Genomic DNA, 15,592 nt, shown 5'->3' with positions numbered 1-15,592 from the left:
GGTCACAGCAGCTCGTCCATGCCGACCTTTTCAGCGTCGGTATAGTCAACATTGTCGCCGGCCATGGCCCAGATGAACGTGTAGGAACCCGTGCCCGCGCCGGCATGGATCGACCAGGGCGGCGAGATCACCGCTTCTTCATTGCGCACGATGATGTGGCGCGTTTCTTCCGGCTCGCCCATCAGATGCACCACGAAGGCGTCGGGCTTGAGGTCGAAATAGAGATAGGCCTCCATGCGCCGGTCATGGACATGCGCCGGCATGGTGTTCCACACCGAACCCGGCGCGAAGCTGGTCAGCCCCACCACGAGCTGGCAGGTCTTGACGCTGTCGGCATTGACGAACTGGAAGATCGAACGCTCGTTGGCGGTCTCCTGGCTGCCCAGGTCGAGCCGCTTGGCATCGCTCTGCTTGATCAGCGTCGTCGGATGGCTGGCATGGGCCGGCGCGCTCAGCAGATAGAACTTGGCGCCCTCGCCGGAAAACTGCACATCCCTGGCGCCCATGCCCACATAGAGCATGTCGCGCGGGCCCACGGCATAGTCCTTGCCATCGACCGATATGGTCCCCGCCGTCCCGATATTGGCTGCGATGAGTTCGCGCCGATCGAGGAAATTGGCCGTACCCGTCGGCTTGATCGCGTCCAGCACCAGCGCCTTGCCGGCGGGAACCGCCCCACCCACCGCCATGCGGTCATAGTGGGTATAGGTCCAGTTGACCGCCCCCACCGCAAACAGGTCATCGATCAGGAACTGCTCGCGCAATTCGCCCGTATTCATGGTCGAGGCGCTGACCGGGTCGATGGCGAAACGGATGTCGTGGTTGGTCGTCATGGATAGTCCTGTTGGCTTAGATCGGGAGGCGGTCCGCCTTCGCGGAGGCGCTGGCGATAGAGTTCCTGGCTGCGCACCAGGTGGCGGCGCATTGCTCGGCGCGCCGCCTCGATATCCTGCTCGCTGATCGCCGAGACGATCATCCAGTGCTCGGCCTGCACCGAGCGCTGGTAGTCTCGCGTCAGCACCGTTTCTATGCGCCAGGGCGATTGCACATCGCAGGGGATGGCGCGGGCGCCCAGGGCATTCAGCACTTCGACATAGAAGGGGTTGCTGGTCGCCGCGGCGATGGCGTGGTGCAGGTTGAAGTCGGCCTTGCCCGTGGGTTCGTCGCGTTCGAGCAGCCGGTCGAATTCGTGGAACGCCTCGTGGATGGCGGCGTCCTGCGAATTGGTCCGCCGCTGCGCGGCCAGCCCGGCGCTTTCGATCTCGATGCCCATGCGCACTTCGAGCACGTTGATCGCGTCCGAGATGCGATTGCCGCTGTCGATGGCGCGCATGCCGCCGCGGGCGATGACGAAGACGCCCGCGCCCTGCCGGGCCTCGACGATGCCGTCCGCCGCCAGCGCCGCGATGGCCTCGCGCACCACCGTCCGGCTGACCCCGAATATCTTGGTCATCTGGCTCTCGGTGGGTAGCTTGCTGCCGGTGTCGTATTCGCCCGTGCCGATGCGCTTGCGCAGCGTATCCACCACCAGCTCGGCCAGCTTGGGCTTGCGCCCCGCTGGCGCCGTCCCGATGTCGGATACGCTCATCGTCAGCTCCGGAACAGCGCCGGCAGCCATAGCGACAGCGCCGGAATGTAGGTGACGAGACCCAGCACGATGAGGCCCGCCAGATAGAAGGGCCAGATGCTCTTCATGGCCTGCATGACGGTGATCTTGCCGACAGCAGCGGCGACGAACTGCACCGGCCCGAGCGGCGGTGTGTTGAGGCCGATGCCCAGATTGAGGATCATGATGACGCCGAAATGCACCGGATCGACGCCGAATTCCTTGACCATGGGCAGGAAGATCGGCGTGGTGATGATGATCAGCGGCCCCATATCCATGAAGGTGCCGAGCAGCAGCAGCACGATGTTGATCATGATCAGCACCATCAGCGGGTCGCTCGAAATCGAGGCCATGCCGGCGGTGAGGATGGTGGCCACTTTGAGATAGGCCATCAGCCAGCCGAACGAGGCGGCCGCGCCGATGATGAACAGCACCATGGCCGTGGTCCGTACCGCGCCAAGCACGGAATGGACGAACTCTTTCCAGCTCAGCGAGCGATAGACCAGCAAAGTCACCAGCAGCGCATAGATGACCGCGATGCACGAGCTTTCCGTCGCAGTGAAAATGCCCGAGCGCACGCCGCCGAAGATGATGGCGATCAGCATCAGGCCGGGAATGGAGACGAGCAGGAAATAGCCGGCCCGGCGGAAACCGGGGAATTTCTCGGTGGGATAGCCCCGCTTCACGGCGACCCAATAGGCTGTGGCGCTCAGCGCCGCCGCCAGCAGCAGGCCGGGAATGATGCCCGCGGTGAACAGGTCCGCAATCGAGATATTGCCGCCGCCGGAGAGCGAATAGATGATCATGTTGTGGCTGGGCGGCAGCAGCAGCGCGATCAGCGCCGCCATCGAGGTGACATTCACCGCATAATCGGCGCCATAACCGCGCTCTTTCATCTGCGGGATCATGATGCCGCCCACGGCCGCCGCTTCGGCGACGGCAGAGCCGGAAATGCCGCCGAACAGCGTCGAGGCGGCGATATTGACCTGCCCCAGCCCGCCCCTTACATGCCCGATCAGGGCGCCGGCAAATGAAATGATCCGCGCCGCGATGCCGCCCCGCATCATCAGGTCGCCGGCAAAGATGAAGAACGGAATCGCCAGCAGGCTGAAGGCCGACACGCCCGAATTGAGCTGCTGGAACACCACGACGGCCGGGCGCCCCAGATAGACGATGGTGGCGAAGCTGGCGATACCCAGGCAATAGGCGATCGGCGTGCCGATCACCATCAGGACCGTGAAGACGCCGAAGAGAATCCAGTATTCCATGTATCAGGCCTCGGTGATCGTCGGATCGGCAACAATGTCGTCGACCGGTTCACCAGCCAGGCGCAACAGGATGCGCTCCAGCGAGAACAGGCACATCAGCACGCCCGAGACCACGATGGGGAAATAGGTGAATGAGGTCGGCAGCCCGAGCACCGGGATGCGGGTCGACCAGTAGCGGATGACCAGTTCGCCGCCATAAAAGACCATGCCGAAGGCAAAGGCGAAGATGCAGAGATCGCTGATGGAGCGCAGCCACGGCTTGGCGCCGCGTGGCAGCACATAGATCAGCACGTCGAACCCCATATGGAAGTTCTCGCGCACGCCCACCGCCGCGCCGAGGAAGACGAACCAGGTCACCAGCATGATCGCGCCGGCTTCCGTCCAGGACGGCGAGGCATTGATCACGAAGCGCATGAACACCTGATAGGCGACGATCGTCGTCATGACGACAAGACCGATCCCGGCCAGCCACAAGACCATGTTTGAAAGCTGTCCCAGCCTGCGGCTGATCGGCAGAAGCCCGTCTCGCATGATTGTCCTCCAGACGATAGAAGCCGGGCCGATGCGCCTGCATCGGCCCGGAGCATTGCTTATTCAGTCGCCTGGATACGGGCAACCAGGTCCTTGAGCGCCGGATCGGTGACATACTTGTCATAGACCGGGCCCATGGCTTCGATGAAGGGGGCCTTGTCGACTTCGTTGATCACCGCGCCGAGTGCTTCCACGGCAGCCTTGGATTCGACTTCCTTGGCAGCCCACAGCTCACGCTGCTTGGCCACCGATTCCTTGGCGGCTTCGCGGAACAGCACCTGGTCTTCCGGGGTCAGGCCGTCCCAGACGATCTTGGAGATCACCAGAACTTCCGGCACCATCAGGTGTTCGTCGAGCGAGTAGTACTTGGCGACTTCGGCATGGCCGGCAGTGTCATAGCTCGGATAGTTGTTCTCGGCACCGTCGATAACGCCGGTCTGGATACCCGAATAGACTTCGCCATAAGGCATCGGGGTGGCATTGCCGCCAAAGGCCGCAACCATGTCCACGAAGATGTCCGACTGCATGACGCGCAGCTTCATGCCCGCCATGTCGGCCGGCGACGTGATCGGCTTTTCGCTGTTGTAGAACGAGCGGGCGCCGCCGTCGTAATAGGCCAGCGCAATCACGTCCACGGCGTCGAACGCCCCCAGGATTTCCTCGCCGATCGGGCCATCGAGCACATGGTGCATATGGTCGGCCGAGCGGAAGATATAGGGCAGCTGCACCACGGTCGCTTCCGGCACCTGCGTACCGAAGGCGCCGATCGAGATGCGGTTGAGGTCGATCACGCCGAACTGGGTCTGTTCGATCGTGTCCTTTTCCTCGCCGAGCTGGGCGGAGTGGAACACTTCCACCGAGTAGCGGCCATCGGTCTTCTGGCTCAGCAGTTCACCGAAATACTTGACCGCCTCGACGGTCGGATAGCCATCGGGATGGGTATCGGACGAACGCAGCACCGTCTGGGCACTGGCCGTCGAAACCATCAAGGCTGCAGCGACAAGCGCGGTCGCTGCCAGTTTAGGCAGATGAAACATCTAAATGTCCTCCCATGGGATGACATCGGCCAACGCGTCCTCCGCGTCATTTTCCTGCCGATGCCGTTTGATCCGCGATCGGGTCTTCCCTCCCGTCGCGCCAGCCCGCCCGTTGTCGTCTGGACTCTTGCCGGACTTGGTGATGAAACTGGTATGGAAGCGGCAGTGGTAAGTCAACATACAAAATTATTGTATGTTGTATGATGACTTTCAGGCTGAATTTGCCCCTATGGGGGATAAGTTTTCCGCGGCCGCCCATTGGATCGGGCCGGGATATCCATTGTAACAACACAAACGCCGCCGGGGATAATCCGACGGCGCAATGACTTAGCTCTGGCATCAGATCAGATGTGGATCGCGCCGTCGCCCAGCGACAAAGCCGCCTCGCGCACCGCTTCCGACAGCGTCGGATGGGCATGGGTGGAGCGCGCCAGGTCTTCGGACGAACCCGAAAATTCCATCAGCACCACCAGTTCGTGGATCATCTCGCCGGCATTCTTGCCCACGATATGGGCGCCCAGCACCCGGTCGGTTTCCACGTCGGCGAGGATTTTCACGAAGCCCTGCGTCGCCAGCATCGCCTTGGCGCGGCCATTGGCGGTGAAGGGGAATTTGCCGATCTTGTAGTCGATACCCTCGGCCTTGAGTTCGTCCTCGGTCTTGCCGACCGAGGCGATTTCCGGGTTGGTGTAGACCACCGCCGGAATGGCGGCATAGTTCACATGACTGGCCTGCCCATTGAGGATTTCGGCCACGGCAATGCCCTCGTCCTCGGCCTTGTGCGCCAGCATCGGGCCGGCAATGACATCGCCTATGGCATAGATGCCGTCGACCGAGGTCTTGTAGTGCTGGTCGACCCGTACGCGGCCGCGTTCGTCCAGCGCCACGCCCACGATATCGAGGCCCAGCCCTTCGGTGAAGGGCTTGCGGCCAATGGCGACCAAAGCCACGTCGGCATCGATGATCTCCATGTCGCCGCCCTTGGCCGGCTCGACCCGCACCTTGAGCGAGCCATCGTCCTGCTTGTCGATACCGGCGACCTTGCTGGAGAGCTTGAACTCCATGCCCTGCTTTTGCAGCATGCGCTGGAACTGGCGGGCCACTTCGCTGTCCATGCCCGGCAGGATGCGATCGAGATATTCGACCACCGTCACCTGCGCGCCGAGCCGCGCCCAGACCGAACCCAGTTCGAGCCCGATGACGCCGGCGCCGATGACCAGCAGCTTGCCCGGCACCTTGTCCAGCGTCAGCGCGCCGGTCGAGGTGACGATGCGCTTCTCGTCGATCTCGATGCCCGGCAGGCCGGCGGAAACCGAACCGGTGGCGATGACGATATTCTTGGTCTCGATCTCGGTGGGCGCGCCGGTCTGCGGCGTCACCAGCACCTTGCCGGGCGAAACGATGGTGCCGATGCCGCGCAAAGTGGTGATCTTGTTCTTCTTGAACAGGTAATCGACGCCCCCGACATTGGCCGCCACCGTCTCGGTCTTGTGGTTCATCATGCCGGGCAGGTTCAGCACCGGCGCCGGAATGTCGATGCCCAGCGCCTTGAAGCCGTGGCCGGCTTCCTCGAACAATTCGGAGGCATGCAGCAGCGCCTTGGAGGGGATGCAGCCGATATTGAGGCAGGTGCCGCCCAGCGTCGCCCACTTCTCCACCACCGCAACTTTCATCCCCAGTTGCGCCGCGCGGATCGCCGCGACATAGCCGCCCGGACCCGAGCCGATGATGGTGAGATCGAACGCGTCTGCCATTTGTAGCCCCGAAACTGGTTAGTGCTGCTGGGCGAGCGCGACGCGCACCGCCAACAGGATGAATGTAATGCCGGTAACCCGATTAAACCACCGGCCGAAACGGAAAAAGCCTTGCCGTACCGAGGGTGTCGTAAAGAAAACCGACACCAAAGCGAACCAGGCAAAAAGCATGAGGCTCATGCAGCCGACATAGAGCACCTTGATGTCGCCGCCCGTATGCGCCGAGACCAGTGTTGTGAAGAGCGCGAGGAAGAACAGCACGGCCTTGGGATTGAGCAGATTGGTGAGGAATCCCAGGGCGAAAGCGGCGAAATCGCCACGCCGCGCCGTGGACAGATCGCCTTCTTCCGGCGGCTTGGGCGCCGGGGCGCGCAAGGCCGAAATGGCCAGCCACACGAGATACGCCGCGCCGATCCACTTGATGATGTTGAAGGCCAGCAGCGATTGCCCGACGATGACCCCGATGCCCAGCAGCGTATAGCTGCCATGGACCAGGATCGCGGTGGCGATGCCGGCCGAGGTGAACAGGGCGGCCCGCCGCCCATGGGCGATGGACTGGCGCAGCACCATGGCGAAATCGGCGCCGGGAATGACGGCATTGATGCCGAAGGCCAGCATCAGCGCCGCGAATTCGAGCCAGGGAAAGGTCATCGGGCACCGCGGAGTGGTTATGCGGCCAAGCAGTTACACCAGGCACGGCCCTGCGGCAATGTGGTCAGTCGCATCCCTCAAGGGTAAAGGCATCGCCGATGTCGATACCGTCCAGCCACTCGGTCTGCCGGTAGCTCGAATACCACAGGCTCACCGCCAGGTTGGGCAGGATGATCTGCTCGGGGGTCGCGGCCCCCGCCCCGGTTTCGAGGAAGCGCACGGCGCCGTCATACTCGCCATAAATGGCCGGATACTGGCCATCATCGAGGAAGCCGCACAGTTCCACCGGCGCGCCCTCCTCGGCAAATTCGGGCGGCGTACACGGCCCCTCTATCGACCAGAGGGGCGAACCGAAGCCATTGGGCACATGCACGGCGCCCTGCATTTCGACGCTCGAATTGGCCAGTTCCAGATAGAAGGCAGCCACCTGGTTGGGCGCGGAGAATCGCGGCACCCGTTTGAAGGTGAGCCACCACGGCGCGTCGGGCTGCTTGTAGCGCGCATTGGTCAGCGTGCAGTCCGCCGCCTGGGCGGGAACCGCCAGCAACAGGACGCCCAGGAAAACCAACCGCCACATGATACGCCCCTTTTCAATGGTGAGGACACGTTAGCGCAATGGCGTCAGAGGCCAACCCGCATGTGGGGGTGGTGACCGCCTACTGCGCCGCGATGTCCTGCGCCTTGTCCAGCGCTTCGGGCAGTTGCTTGTCGATGTCGAGCGCGCCGCTATCGACCTGTTCGAGGAAGGCGCGGCAGAAGCCGTCCTTGTCGGCGGCCTGATTGTAGGCGCTCATGATCTGGCTGCCGCCATAGGTCTCGGCAGCCTGCTGCTGGCCCTCTTCACCGCCGCCCAGCCGGGCGATGACCCGGTCGGCAAGCTCGAGAAACCCGATATTGCGCAGATACCAGTTGTCGCTGGCCGCCTTGAAGGCCGGGTCGAGTCCGGTGGTTTCGTAGCAATGGGTGGTCATGGCCGAGACGATGGCATGTGAGCCGTGAAAAGCCATCAATTCGCCGATCAGTTCGGCATCGGCGGCATCCTGTGCGGCAGCGGGGACAAGTGTGGCGAGCCAGATGACGGCGGGGAAAATCAGGGGACGCAACAGGCGCACAACTCCGAGAAAGCGCGTTAGCACTGGACCACTGACGTTAACAGACTGTTAGCATCGAGCGCCGCCCCCATCACGATAATGCTAACGAAAAAGGGCCCGCCGGTGTGGCGGGCCCTTGTAACATCCGAACATGATTGCCTAGAGGTCGAGCACCAGGCGTTCCGGCGCTTCGAGGCTCTCCTTGACGCGAACCAGGAAGGTCACCGCTTCCTTGCCGTCGACGATCCGATGATCGTAGCTCAGCGCCAGATACATCATCGGACGGATGACGACCTGGCCGCCGACCACGACCGGCCGCTCCTGGATCTTGTGCATGCCCAGAATACCGGACTGCGGCGCGTTGAGGATAGGTGTCGACATCAATGAGCCATAGACGCCGCCATTGGAGATGGTGAAGGTGCCGCCCTGCATGTCGGCCATGGAAAGCTGGCCGTCGCGCGCCTTCTTGCCCAGCGTGTTGATCGACTTCTCGATCTCGGCAATCGACATCTGGTCGGCATTGCGCACCACCGGGACCACGAGGCCCTTGTCGGTGCCCACCGCCACGCCGATATGGGCATATTGCTTGTAGACCAGGTCATCGCCGTCGATCTCGGCATTGACCGCCGGGATTTCCTTGAGCGCGTGGACCACGGCCTTGGTGAAAAAGCCCATGAAGCCGAGCTTGACGCCGTGCTTCTTCTCGAACAGCTCCTTGTAGGAATTGCGCAGGTCCATCACCGGCTTCATGTCCACCTCGTTGAAGGTGGTGAGCATGGCGGCAGTGTTCTGCGCATCCTTGAGGCGCCGGGCAATGGTCTGGCGCAGGCGGGTCATCTTGACCCGCTCCTCGCGGCCGGCATCGTCGGCCGAAACCGGGGCGCGCGGGGCTGCAGGCGCCTTGGCCTCGACAGGCTTGGCGGCGGGCGCGGCAGCAGGAGCCGCTTCGGCAATAGCCGGGGCCGGCTTGCTGGCGGCAGCGACCACGTCTTCCTTGAGCACCTGGCCGCGCTTGCCCGAACCTTCGATGTCCGAGCCGTTGAGGCCGGTCTCGTTGAGCATCTTCTGCGCGGCGGGAGCCGGCGGCATGGACGTACCGGCAGCGGGCTTCACCGGCTCGGGGCCAGCGGCATTGGCGGCAGGCGCCTCGGCCTTGGCGGGAGCCGGCGCTTCGGCAGGCTTGGCGGCCGGGGCGGCAGCGGCGCCGGCCCCCGCTCCACCGATGGCGCCGAGCAGCGCGCCCACATCCACCGTCTCGCCCGGCTGGGCGGCGATGGCTTCGAGCACGCCGGCGGCCGGCGCTGGCACTTCGATGGTCACCTTGTCGGTTTCCAGCTCGACAATAGGCTCGTCGGCGGCGACGGCGTCGCCCACCTTCTTGAACCACTGGCCGATGGTCGCCTCGGTGACACTTTCGCCCAGTGTCGGCACGCGGATTTCAGTCGACATTGTTCTGTCCTTTTAATTGCCGAGGGCTTCGTCGAGGAAGGCCTGCAACTGGGCAAGATGGGTCCGCATCAGACCCGTGGCGGTGGAAGCGGAAGCCGGACGGCCGGTATAGCGCACGCGCTGGCCGGTACGGCCCATCTGGTCGAAGACCCACTCAACATAGGGCTGAATGAAGGCCCAGGCACCCATATTCTTGGGCTCTTCCTGGCACCAGATGATCTCGGCATTCTGGAAGCGGCTGAGTTCATCGAGCAAGGCCTTGGCCGGGAACGGATAGAGCTGCTCGATGCGCAGCAGATAGACATCGTTGATGCCCTTCTTCTCGCGATCTTCCAGCAGGTCGTAATAGACCTTGCCGGTGCACAGCACGACGCGGCGGATCTTGTCGTCCGCGGCCAGCTTGATCGTGGTCTTGGGGGCGCCCGGCGCCTCGGCATCGTCCCAGAGCAGGCGATGGAAGCAGGAATCGGGGCCCATCTCGGCCAGCCCCGAAACGGCGCGCTTGTGGCGCAGCAGGCTCTTGGGCGTCATCAGGATCAAGGGCTTCCTGAAATCGCGTTCCATCTGGCGGCGCAGGGCGTGGAAGTAGTTGGCCGGCGTCGTGCAGTTGGCGACCTGCATATTGTCTTCGGCGCAGAGCTGCAGGAAACGCTCGGGACGGGCGGAGGAATGCTCCGGCCCCTGCCCTTCATAGCCATGCGGCAACAGCATCACCAGGCCCGACATACGGAACCACTTGCGCTCGCCCGAGGAGATGAACTGGTCGATCACCACCTGCGCGCCATTCACGAAATCGCCGAACTGGGCTTCCCAGATGGTCAGCGCCTTGGGCTCGGCCAGTGAATAGCCGTATTCGAAGCCGAGCACGGCCTCTTCCGACAGCATCGAGTTGATGACCTCGTAGCGGCTCTGCTCGGGATCGAGATTGTTGAGCGGCGTATAGGTCTTGTTGTCCTCGACCTGGTCGTTGAGCACCGAATGGCGCTGGCTGAACGTGCCACGCTCGACATCCTGGCCGCTGAGGCGCACGGGGTGGCCATCGGTCACCAGCGTACCAAAGGCCAGGGCCTCGGCCGTGGACCAGTCGATGCCTTCCCCGGATTCGATCGCCGCCAGGCGATTGTCCATGAAGCGCTTGACTGTCTTGTGGACGTTGAAGTCTTCCGGGATGCGCGTCAGCGCCGTGCCGACCTTGGCGAGCCGGTCGATCTCGACGCCGGTCTGGCCGCGACGCGGGCCTTCCTGATCGGCGGGCTTGAAATCCTTCCAGGCGCCATCGAGCCAGTCGGCCTTGTTCGGACGATAGTCCTGCCCGGCCTCGAACTCGGCTTCCAGCCTGGCGCGCCAATCGGCCTTCATCTTGTCGACGTCTTCGGCCGTCAACTGCCCTTCGGCCACCAGCTTTTCCGCATAAAGCTCCAGCGTCGACTTGTGCGAGCGGATCTTGGAATACATCAGCGGCTGGGTGAAGCTGGGCTCGTCGCCTTCGTTATGGCCGAAGCGGCGATAGCAGAACATGTCGATGACGACAGGCTTGCCGAACTTCTGGCGATATTCCACCGCCACCTTGGCCGCGAACACCACAGCCTCCGGATCGTCGCCGTTCACATGGAACACCGGCGCCTCGATCATCTTGGCGACGTCGGTCGGGTATGGCGAGGAGCGCGAATACATCGGGCTCGTGGTGAAGCCGATCTGGTTGTTGATGACGAAGTGGATCGAGCCACCCGTGCGGTGCCCCTTGAGGCCCGAGAGCCCCAGGCATTCGGCAATCACGCCCTGCCCGGCAAAGGCGGCATCGCCATGGATCAGCAGCGGCAGCACCATCGAGCGGTCGGGCTTGCCGTCCGTTGCGATATTGACCAGCTTGCCATCGGGCGAAATGTGCTGGTCCTGCTTGGCGCGGGCCTTGCCCAGCACCACCGGATCGACGATTTCGAGGTGGCTCGGATTGGCGGTAAGGGACAGGTGGACCTTGTTGCCATCGAACTCACGATCCGACGACGCGCCCAGATGGTACTTGACGTCCCCCGAACCCTCGACGTCGTCGGGATAGAAGGCGCCGCCCTTGAATTCGTGGAACAGGGCGCGATGCGGCTTGGCCATCACCTGGGTCAGCACGTTGAGGCGCCCGCGATGGGCCATGCCCAAAACGATATCCTTGATGCCCAGCGCACCGCCGCGCTTGATGATCTGTTCCAGCGCCGGAATGGTGGATTCACCGCCATCGAGGCCGAAGCGCTTGGTGCCGGTATACTTGACGTCGATGAACTTCTCGAAGCCTTCGGCCTCGACCAGCTTGGACAGGATGGCCTTCTTGCCCTCGGCGGTGAAGGTGATTTCCTTGTCCGGACCTTCGATGCGCTCCTGAATCCACTGCTTGGCTTCGGGATCGGAGATGTGCATGAACTCGATACCCAGCGTGCCGCAATAGGTGCGCTGCAGGATCGCCAGCATTTCCGGCAGGGTCGCGTATTCGAGACCCAGATAATTGTCGATGAATATCTTGCGGCTGTAGTCGGCCTCGGTGAAGCCGTAGCTCTTGGGATCGAGCTCGGGGGCCGGCTCGTCGGCCTTCATCTTGAGCGGATCGAGATCGGCATGCAGGTGCCCGCGCATGCGATAGGCGCGGATCATCATGATGGCGCGGATGGAGTCGCGCGTGGCCTGCAGCACATCGGCAACCGACGACTTGGCGACACCCAGCGCCTCGGCCTTCTTGGCCACGGCCTTTTCGGTCTTGACGGCGATTTCGCCCCAATTGCCGTCCAGCGCACTGACCAGTTCGCCATTGGCGCTCTGCGGCCAGTCCTTGCGGCCCCAGCTCGGCCCATCGGCATTCTGCTGGGCGACACCGTCGCCGTCGTCGAGCTTGGAAAAGAAACTCTTCCACGTCTCGTCGACGCTTTCAGGGTCGGTCTTGTAGCGGGAATAGAGTTGTTCGATGTAGTCGGCGTTCCCACCATAGAGGAACGAAGTCAGCAAGAACGTGTCGTTCTTTTCCTGTCGTGTCATCGCTTTTTTCATGCGAGGCCCACGCCCCGCCATCCTTCTCAACGAACCGGCCGCGAAACCGGTCCCATGCGGTCCCTGATTTTGTGCGGATACTGACCGCTTATCCTTAGTATCCTGTTAAGTCGTGCGGGCCCCTGAGCAGGGCCGCGGCTCAATTATCATACTTACCGATGCCGGCCCGGATGGCGTAGCACCGTTCTGTGTCTGAAGCGCGACCGACTTAGGTCGTACGTCGCACTTGCAGTCGTCCTCCCCTCCCCCTTGAGGGGAGGGGTCGGGGGTGGGGGTCCCGCTCGTGGCACCGTCCAGCCCCAATCATCGACCCCCTCCCTCAATCCCTCCCCTCAAGGGGGAGGGAGGCGAAGGAGCCGATACCTCAGCCCTTCAGCACGTCCGCCAGCGTGGCGCCGATCCGTGCCGGCGAAGCCGACACCCGAATCCCCGCCGCTTCCATCGCCGCGATCTTTTCCTCGGCGCCGCCCTTACCGCCCGAAATTACGGCGCCAGCATGGCCCATGGTGCGGCCCGGAGGGGCCGTGCGACCGGCGATGAAACCGGCCATCGGCTTCTTGCGGCCGCGCCTAGCTTCGTCGATCAGGAACTGGGCGGCATCTTCCTCGGCCGAACCGCCGATTTCACCGATCATGACGATCGACTTGGTTTCTTCGTCGGCCAGGAACATTTCGAGCATGTCGATGAATTCGGTGCCCTTGACCGGGTCGCCGCCGATGCCGACGGCCGTGGTCTGGCCAAGGCCTTCATTGGTGGTCTGGAACACTGCTTCATAGGTAAGCGTACCCGAGCGCGAAACAATGCCCACCGAGCCCTTGGAGAAGATGGAGCCCGGCATGATGCCGATCTTGCATTCTTCCGGCGTCAGCACGCCTGGGCAGTTCGGCCCGATGAGCCGCGACTTCGACTTGTCGAGCCTGGCCTTGACCCGCACCATGTCGAGCACCGGCACGCCCTCGGTGATGCAGACGATGAGCGGGATTTCCGCATCGATCGCTTCCTCGATGGCGGCAGCGGCGCCGGCCGGCGGCACGTAGATCACGCTGGCATTGGCGCCGGTGCGCTCCTTGCCCTCGGCAACCGAGGTGAAGATCGGCAATTCAGTACCGTCGACACCCGACGACCAGGTCTCGCCACCCTTCTTGGGATGAGTGCCGCCCACCATCTTGGTGCCGTAATAGGCCAGCGCCTGCTCGGTATGGAACGTGCCGGTCTTGCCGGTCAGGCCCTGTACCAGAACGCGGGTGTCTTTGTTGACGAGGATCGACATTTATTTCTCTTTCGTCTCTGGGCGCTCGGCGCCATTTCGCCTGCCGGGGCAAGGCGCCGTTGGATTACTCGGCCGTCCCGGCCTTGGGCGTGATGATGGATAACTGGATGACGAAGACCCCGTTGGCCAGATGGGTCAGCAGCATGCGGTTCTTGTCGTCCTTGCCGGTGAGGCTGGCAAAGGTGCCGGCGCCGTTCTGGATGGACTGGCCCTCGTAGCGCTCGAGGTTCTGGATCGACTGCACCGCGACCTGGGCGTCGCCGGTGACCTCGTTCACATCGACCCGGCAATAGCCGAAGGTGCGGTTGGGATAGTCCTCGACCAGCGCGAACATGTTGGCATAGCCGATGCCCGGCAGTTCCTTGCCGCCCGAATAGGAGTGGACATAGGGGCTTTCCGAGTCGTCCTCATAGGCTTCCCAGCCCTTTTCGATCGCCGCTTCCACCGCCAGCACGTCGCCGGCGGCAAAGGTCTCGCACATTTCGAGTGCCGCAACGCCTTGCGGCACGGCGCCCGGCTTGGTCTTGCCCTGCGCGACGGCCGGCGTCACGCAGAGGACCAGGGCGGCGATGAGTGCGAGAGCGGCGCGCATGGCGCTAGCCCTGCACCGCCTTGACGATCTTCTGGGCGGCATCGTCGAGGTCGTCGGCGGAAATGACATTGAGGCCCGACTGATCGAGGATGGCCTTGCCTTCCTTGACATTGGTGCCTTCGAGGCGAACCACCAGCGGCACCTGCAGGCCCACTTCCTTGACCGCGGCGATCACGCCTTCGGCGATGACGTCGCAGCGCATGATGCCGCCGAAGATGTTGACCAGGATGCCCTTCACCGCCGGATCGGCCGTGATGATCTTGAAGGCGGCCGTCACCTTTTCCTTGGAGGCGCCACCGCCCACATCGAGGAAGTTGGCCGGCTCGGCGCCATAGAGCTTGATGATGTCCATGGTGGACATGGCCAGGCCCGCCCCGTTGACCATGCAACCGATATTGCCGTCGAGCGCCACATAGGCGAGGTCGAACTTGGAGGCCTCGATTTCCTTGGCGTCTTCCTCGGAAAGGTCGCGCAGACCCTTGAGGTCGTCGTGGCGGAAGGCCGCATTGTTGTCGAAGCTGACCTTGGCGTCGAGCACGCGCAGGTGCCCGTCGGTCATCACGATCAGCGGGTTCACTTCCAACAGGCTCATGTCGGTTTCGGTGAACGCCTTATAGAGGATCGGGAACAGCTTGCCGGCATCGGCCCTGGCATCGCCTTCGAGCTTGAGGGCCGTCACGATCTCGTCGACATTGGCAGCGGTCACGCCGGCCATCGGATCGATATCGACAGCGATGATCTTCTCGGGCGTGTCATGCGCCACCGCCTCGATATCCATGCCGCCTTCGGTGGAGACGACGAAGGAAACGCGGCCGGTGGTGCGATCGACCAGCAGCGAGCAATAGAGCTCGCGGGCGATATCGGCGCCGTCTTCGATATAGAGGCGATTGACCTGCTTGCCGGCATCGCCGGTCTGCTTGGTCACCAGCGTATTGCCCAGCATCTCTTTGGCATTGGCCACCACGTCCCCAACGGACTTGGCCAGCCGCACGCCGCCCTTGGCGTCGGGGCCCAGTTCCTTGAACTTGCCCTTGCCGCGTCCGCCGGCGTGGATCTGGCTCTTGACCACATAGAGCGGACCCGGCAGCGACTTGGCAGCCGCCTCGGCTTCATCGGCCGAAAAGATGGCAACGCCCGCAGCCACAGGGGCACCGTAGCCCTTGAGCAGCTCTTTGGCCTGATGTTCATGGATGTTCATGTCTGGTCCCCTTGGGGTGAAATTCTGGTGCCGACCTTATATCCGGCGTCTCAGTCGGCCTTCCCTCCCCCTTGAGGGGAGGGATCGAGGGTGGGGGTCGTTCGGATGGTCGCTGATG

General features: G+C 63.1%; 14 protein-coding genes. All 14 read right to left on the bottom strand.

Translation table 11 applies throughout. The features are described from left to right. Positions 1 to 2: 2 nt before the first annotated feature. Complete coding sequence (gene kduI / locus ASD80_RS04870) at positions 3 to 833, bottom strand: 5-dehydro-4-deoxy-D-glucuronate isomerase (RefSeq protein ID WP_056229755.1); 831 nt, start codon at positions 831 to 833, stop codon at positions 3 to 5. Continuing rightward, on the bottom strand, positions 830 to 1,588 hold the full coding sequence (locus tag ASD80_RS04865) for a FadR/GntR family transcriptional regulator (protein WP_056229928.1): 759 nt from the start codon (positions 1,586 to 1,588) through the stop codon (positions 830 to 832). The genes kduI and ASD80_RS04865 overlap by 4 nt, the downstream gene beginning before the upstream one ends. Positions 1,589 to 1,590: 2 nt before the next feature. After that, on the bottom strand, positions 1,591 to 2,874 hold the full coding sequence (locus tag ASD80_RS04860) for a TRAP transporter large permease (protein WP_056229752.1): 1,284 nt from the start codon (positions 2,872 to 2,874) through the stop codon (positions 1,591 to 1,593). Between the two features lie 3 nt (positions 2,875 to 2,877). After that, positions 2,878 to 3,405, bottom strand: coding sequence for a TRAP transporter small permease (locus ASD80_RS04855; protein ID WP_056229749.1), 528 nt, complete (start codon positions 3,403 to 3,405; stop codon positions 2,878 to 2,880). A gap of 59 nt (positions 3,406 to 3,464) precedes the next feature. Next, complete coding sequence (locus ASD80_RS04850) at positions 3,465 to 4,442, bottom strand: TRAP transporter substrate-binding protein (RefSeq protein ID WP_056229746.1); 978 nt, start codon at positions 4,440 to 4,442, stop codon at positions 3,465 to 3,467. A gap of 344 nt (positions 4,443 to 4,786) precedes the next feature. Continuing rightward, the gene (lpdA, locus tag ASD80_RS04840; RefSeq protein ID WP_056229740.1) at positions 4,787 to 6,196 is read right to left on the bottom strand and encodes a dihydrolipoyl dehydrogenase; all 1,410 of its coding nucleotides are present in this window, start codon (positions 6,194 to 6,196) and stop codon (positions 4,787 to 4,789) included. Between the two features lie 18 nt (positions 6,197 to 6,214). Further along, on the bottom strand, positions 6,215 to 6,847 hold the full coding sequence (locus ASD80_RS04835; RefSeq protein WP_056229738.1) for a LysE family translocator: 633 nt from the start codon (positions 6,845 to 6,847) through the stop codon (positions 6,215 to 6,217). A gap of 64 nt (positions 6,848 to 6,911) precedes the next feature. Beyond that, on the bottom strand, positions 6,912 to 7,424 hold the full coding sequence (locus tag ASD80_RS04830; RefSeq protein ID WP_056229736.1) for a hypothetical protein: 513 nt from the start codon (positions 7,422 to 7,424) through the stop codon (positions 6,912 to 6,914). Positions 7,425 to 7,503: 79 nt separating this feature from the next. Continuing rightward, positions 7,504 to 7,950, bottom strand: coding sequence for a hypothetical protein (locus ASD80_RS04825; RefSeq protein WP_156460328.1), 447 nt, complete (start codon positions 7,948 to 7,950; stop codon positions 7,504 to 7,506). 147 nt (positions 7,951 to 8,097) lie between these two features. Continuing rightward, positions 8,098 to 9,387 (bottom strand): 2-oxoglutarate dehydrogenase complex dihydrolipoyllysine-residue succinyltransferase, encoded by a 1,290-nt coding sequence (gene odhB / locus ASD80_RS04820; RefSeq protein WP_056229731.1) that lies wholly within the window; start codon positions 9,385 to 9,387, stop codon positions 8,098 to 8,100. A 12-nt stretch (positions 9,388 to 9,399) separates the two neighbouring features. Further along, positions 9,400 to 12,402, bottom strand: a complete 3,003-nt coding sequence (locus ASD80_RS04815; protein WP_056229925.1) for a 2-oxoglutarate dehydrogenase E1 component — start codon at positions 12,400 to 12,402, stop codon at positions 9,400 to 9,402. Positions 12,403 to 12,778: 376 nt separating this feature from the next. Continuing rightward, the gene (gene sucD / locus ASD80_RS04810; RefSeq protein ID WP_056229729.1) at positions 12,779 to 13,684 is read right to left on the bottom strand and encodes a succinate--CoA ligase subunit alpha; all 906 of its coding nucleotides are present in this window, start codon (positions 13,682 to 13,684) and stop codon (positions 12,779 to 12,781) included. A gap of 64 nt (positions 13,685 to 13,748) precedes the next feature. Further along, positions 13,749 to 14,276 carry a hypothetical protein gene (locus ASD80_RS04805; protein WP_056229725.1) on the bottom strand — a complete coding sequence of 176 codons (528 nt, stop codon included), beginning with the start codon at positions 14,274 to 14,276 and terminating at the stop codon, positions 13,749 to 13,751. 4 nt (positions 14,277 to 14,280) lie between these two features. Beyond that, positions 14,281 to 15,474 (bottom strand): ADP-forming succinate--CoA ligase subunit beta, encoded by a 1,194-nt coding sequence (gene sucC, locus ASD80_RS04800; RefSeq protein ID WP_056229722.1) that lies wholly within the window; start codon positions 15,472 to 15,474, stop codon positions 14,281 to 14,283. Between the last annotated feature and the right edge of the window lie 118 nt (positions 15,475 to 15,592).

The sequence above is a fragment of the Devosia sp. Root635 genome, from assembly GCF_001427605.1.
Taxonomy (GTDB): Bacteria; Pseudomonadota; Alphaproteobacteria; order Rhizobiales; family Devosiaceae; genus Devosia.
The sequence above is the reverse complement of the archived record's forward strand: the minus strand, read 5'-3'. Positions and strand labels throughout refer to the sequence as shown.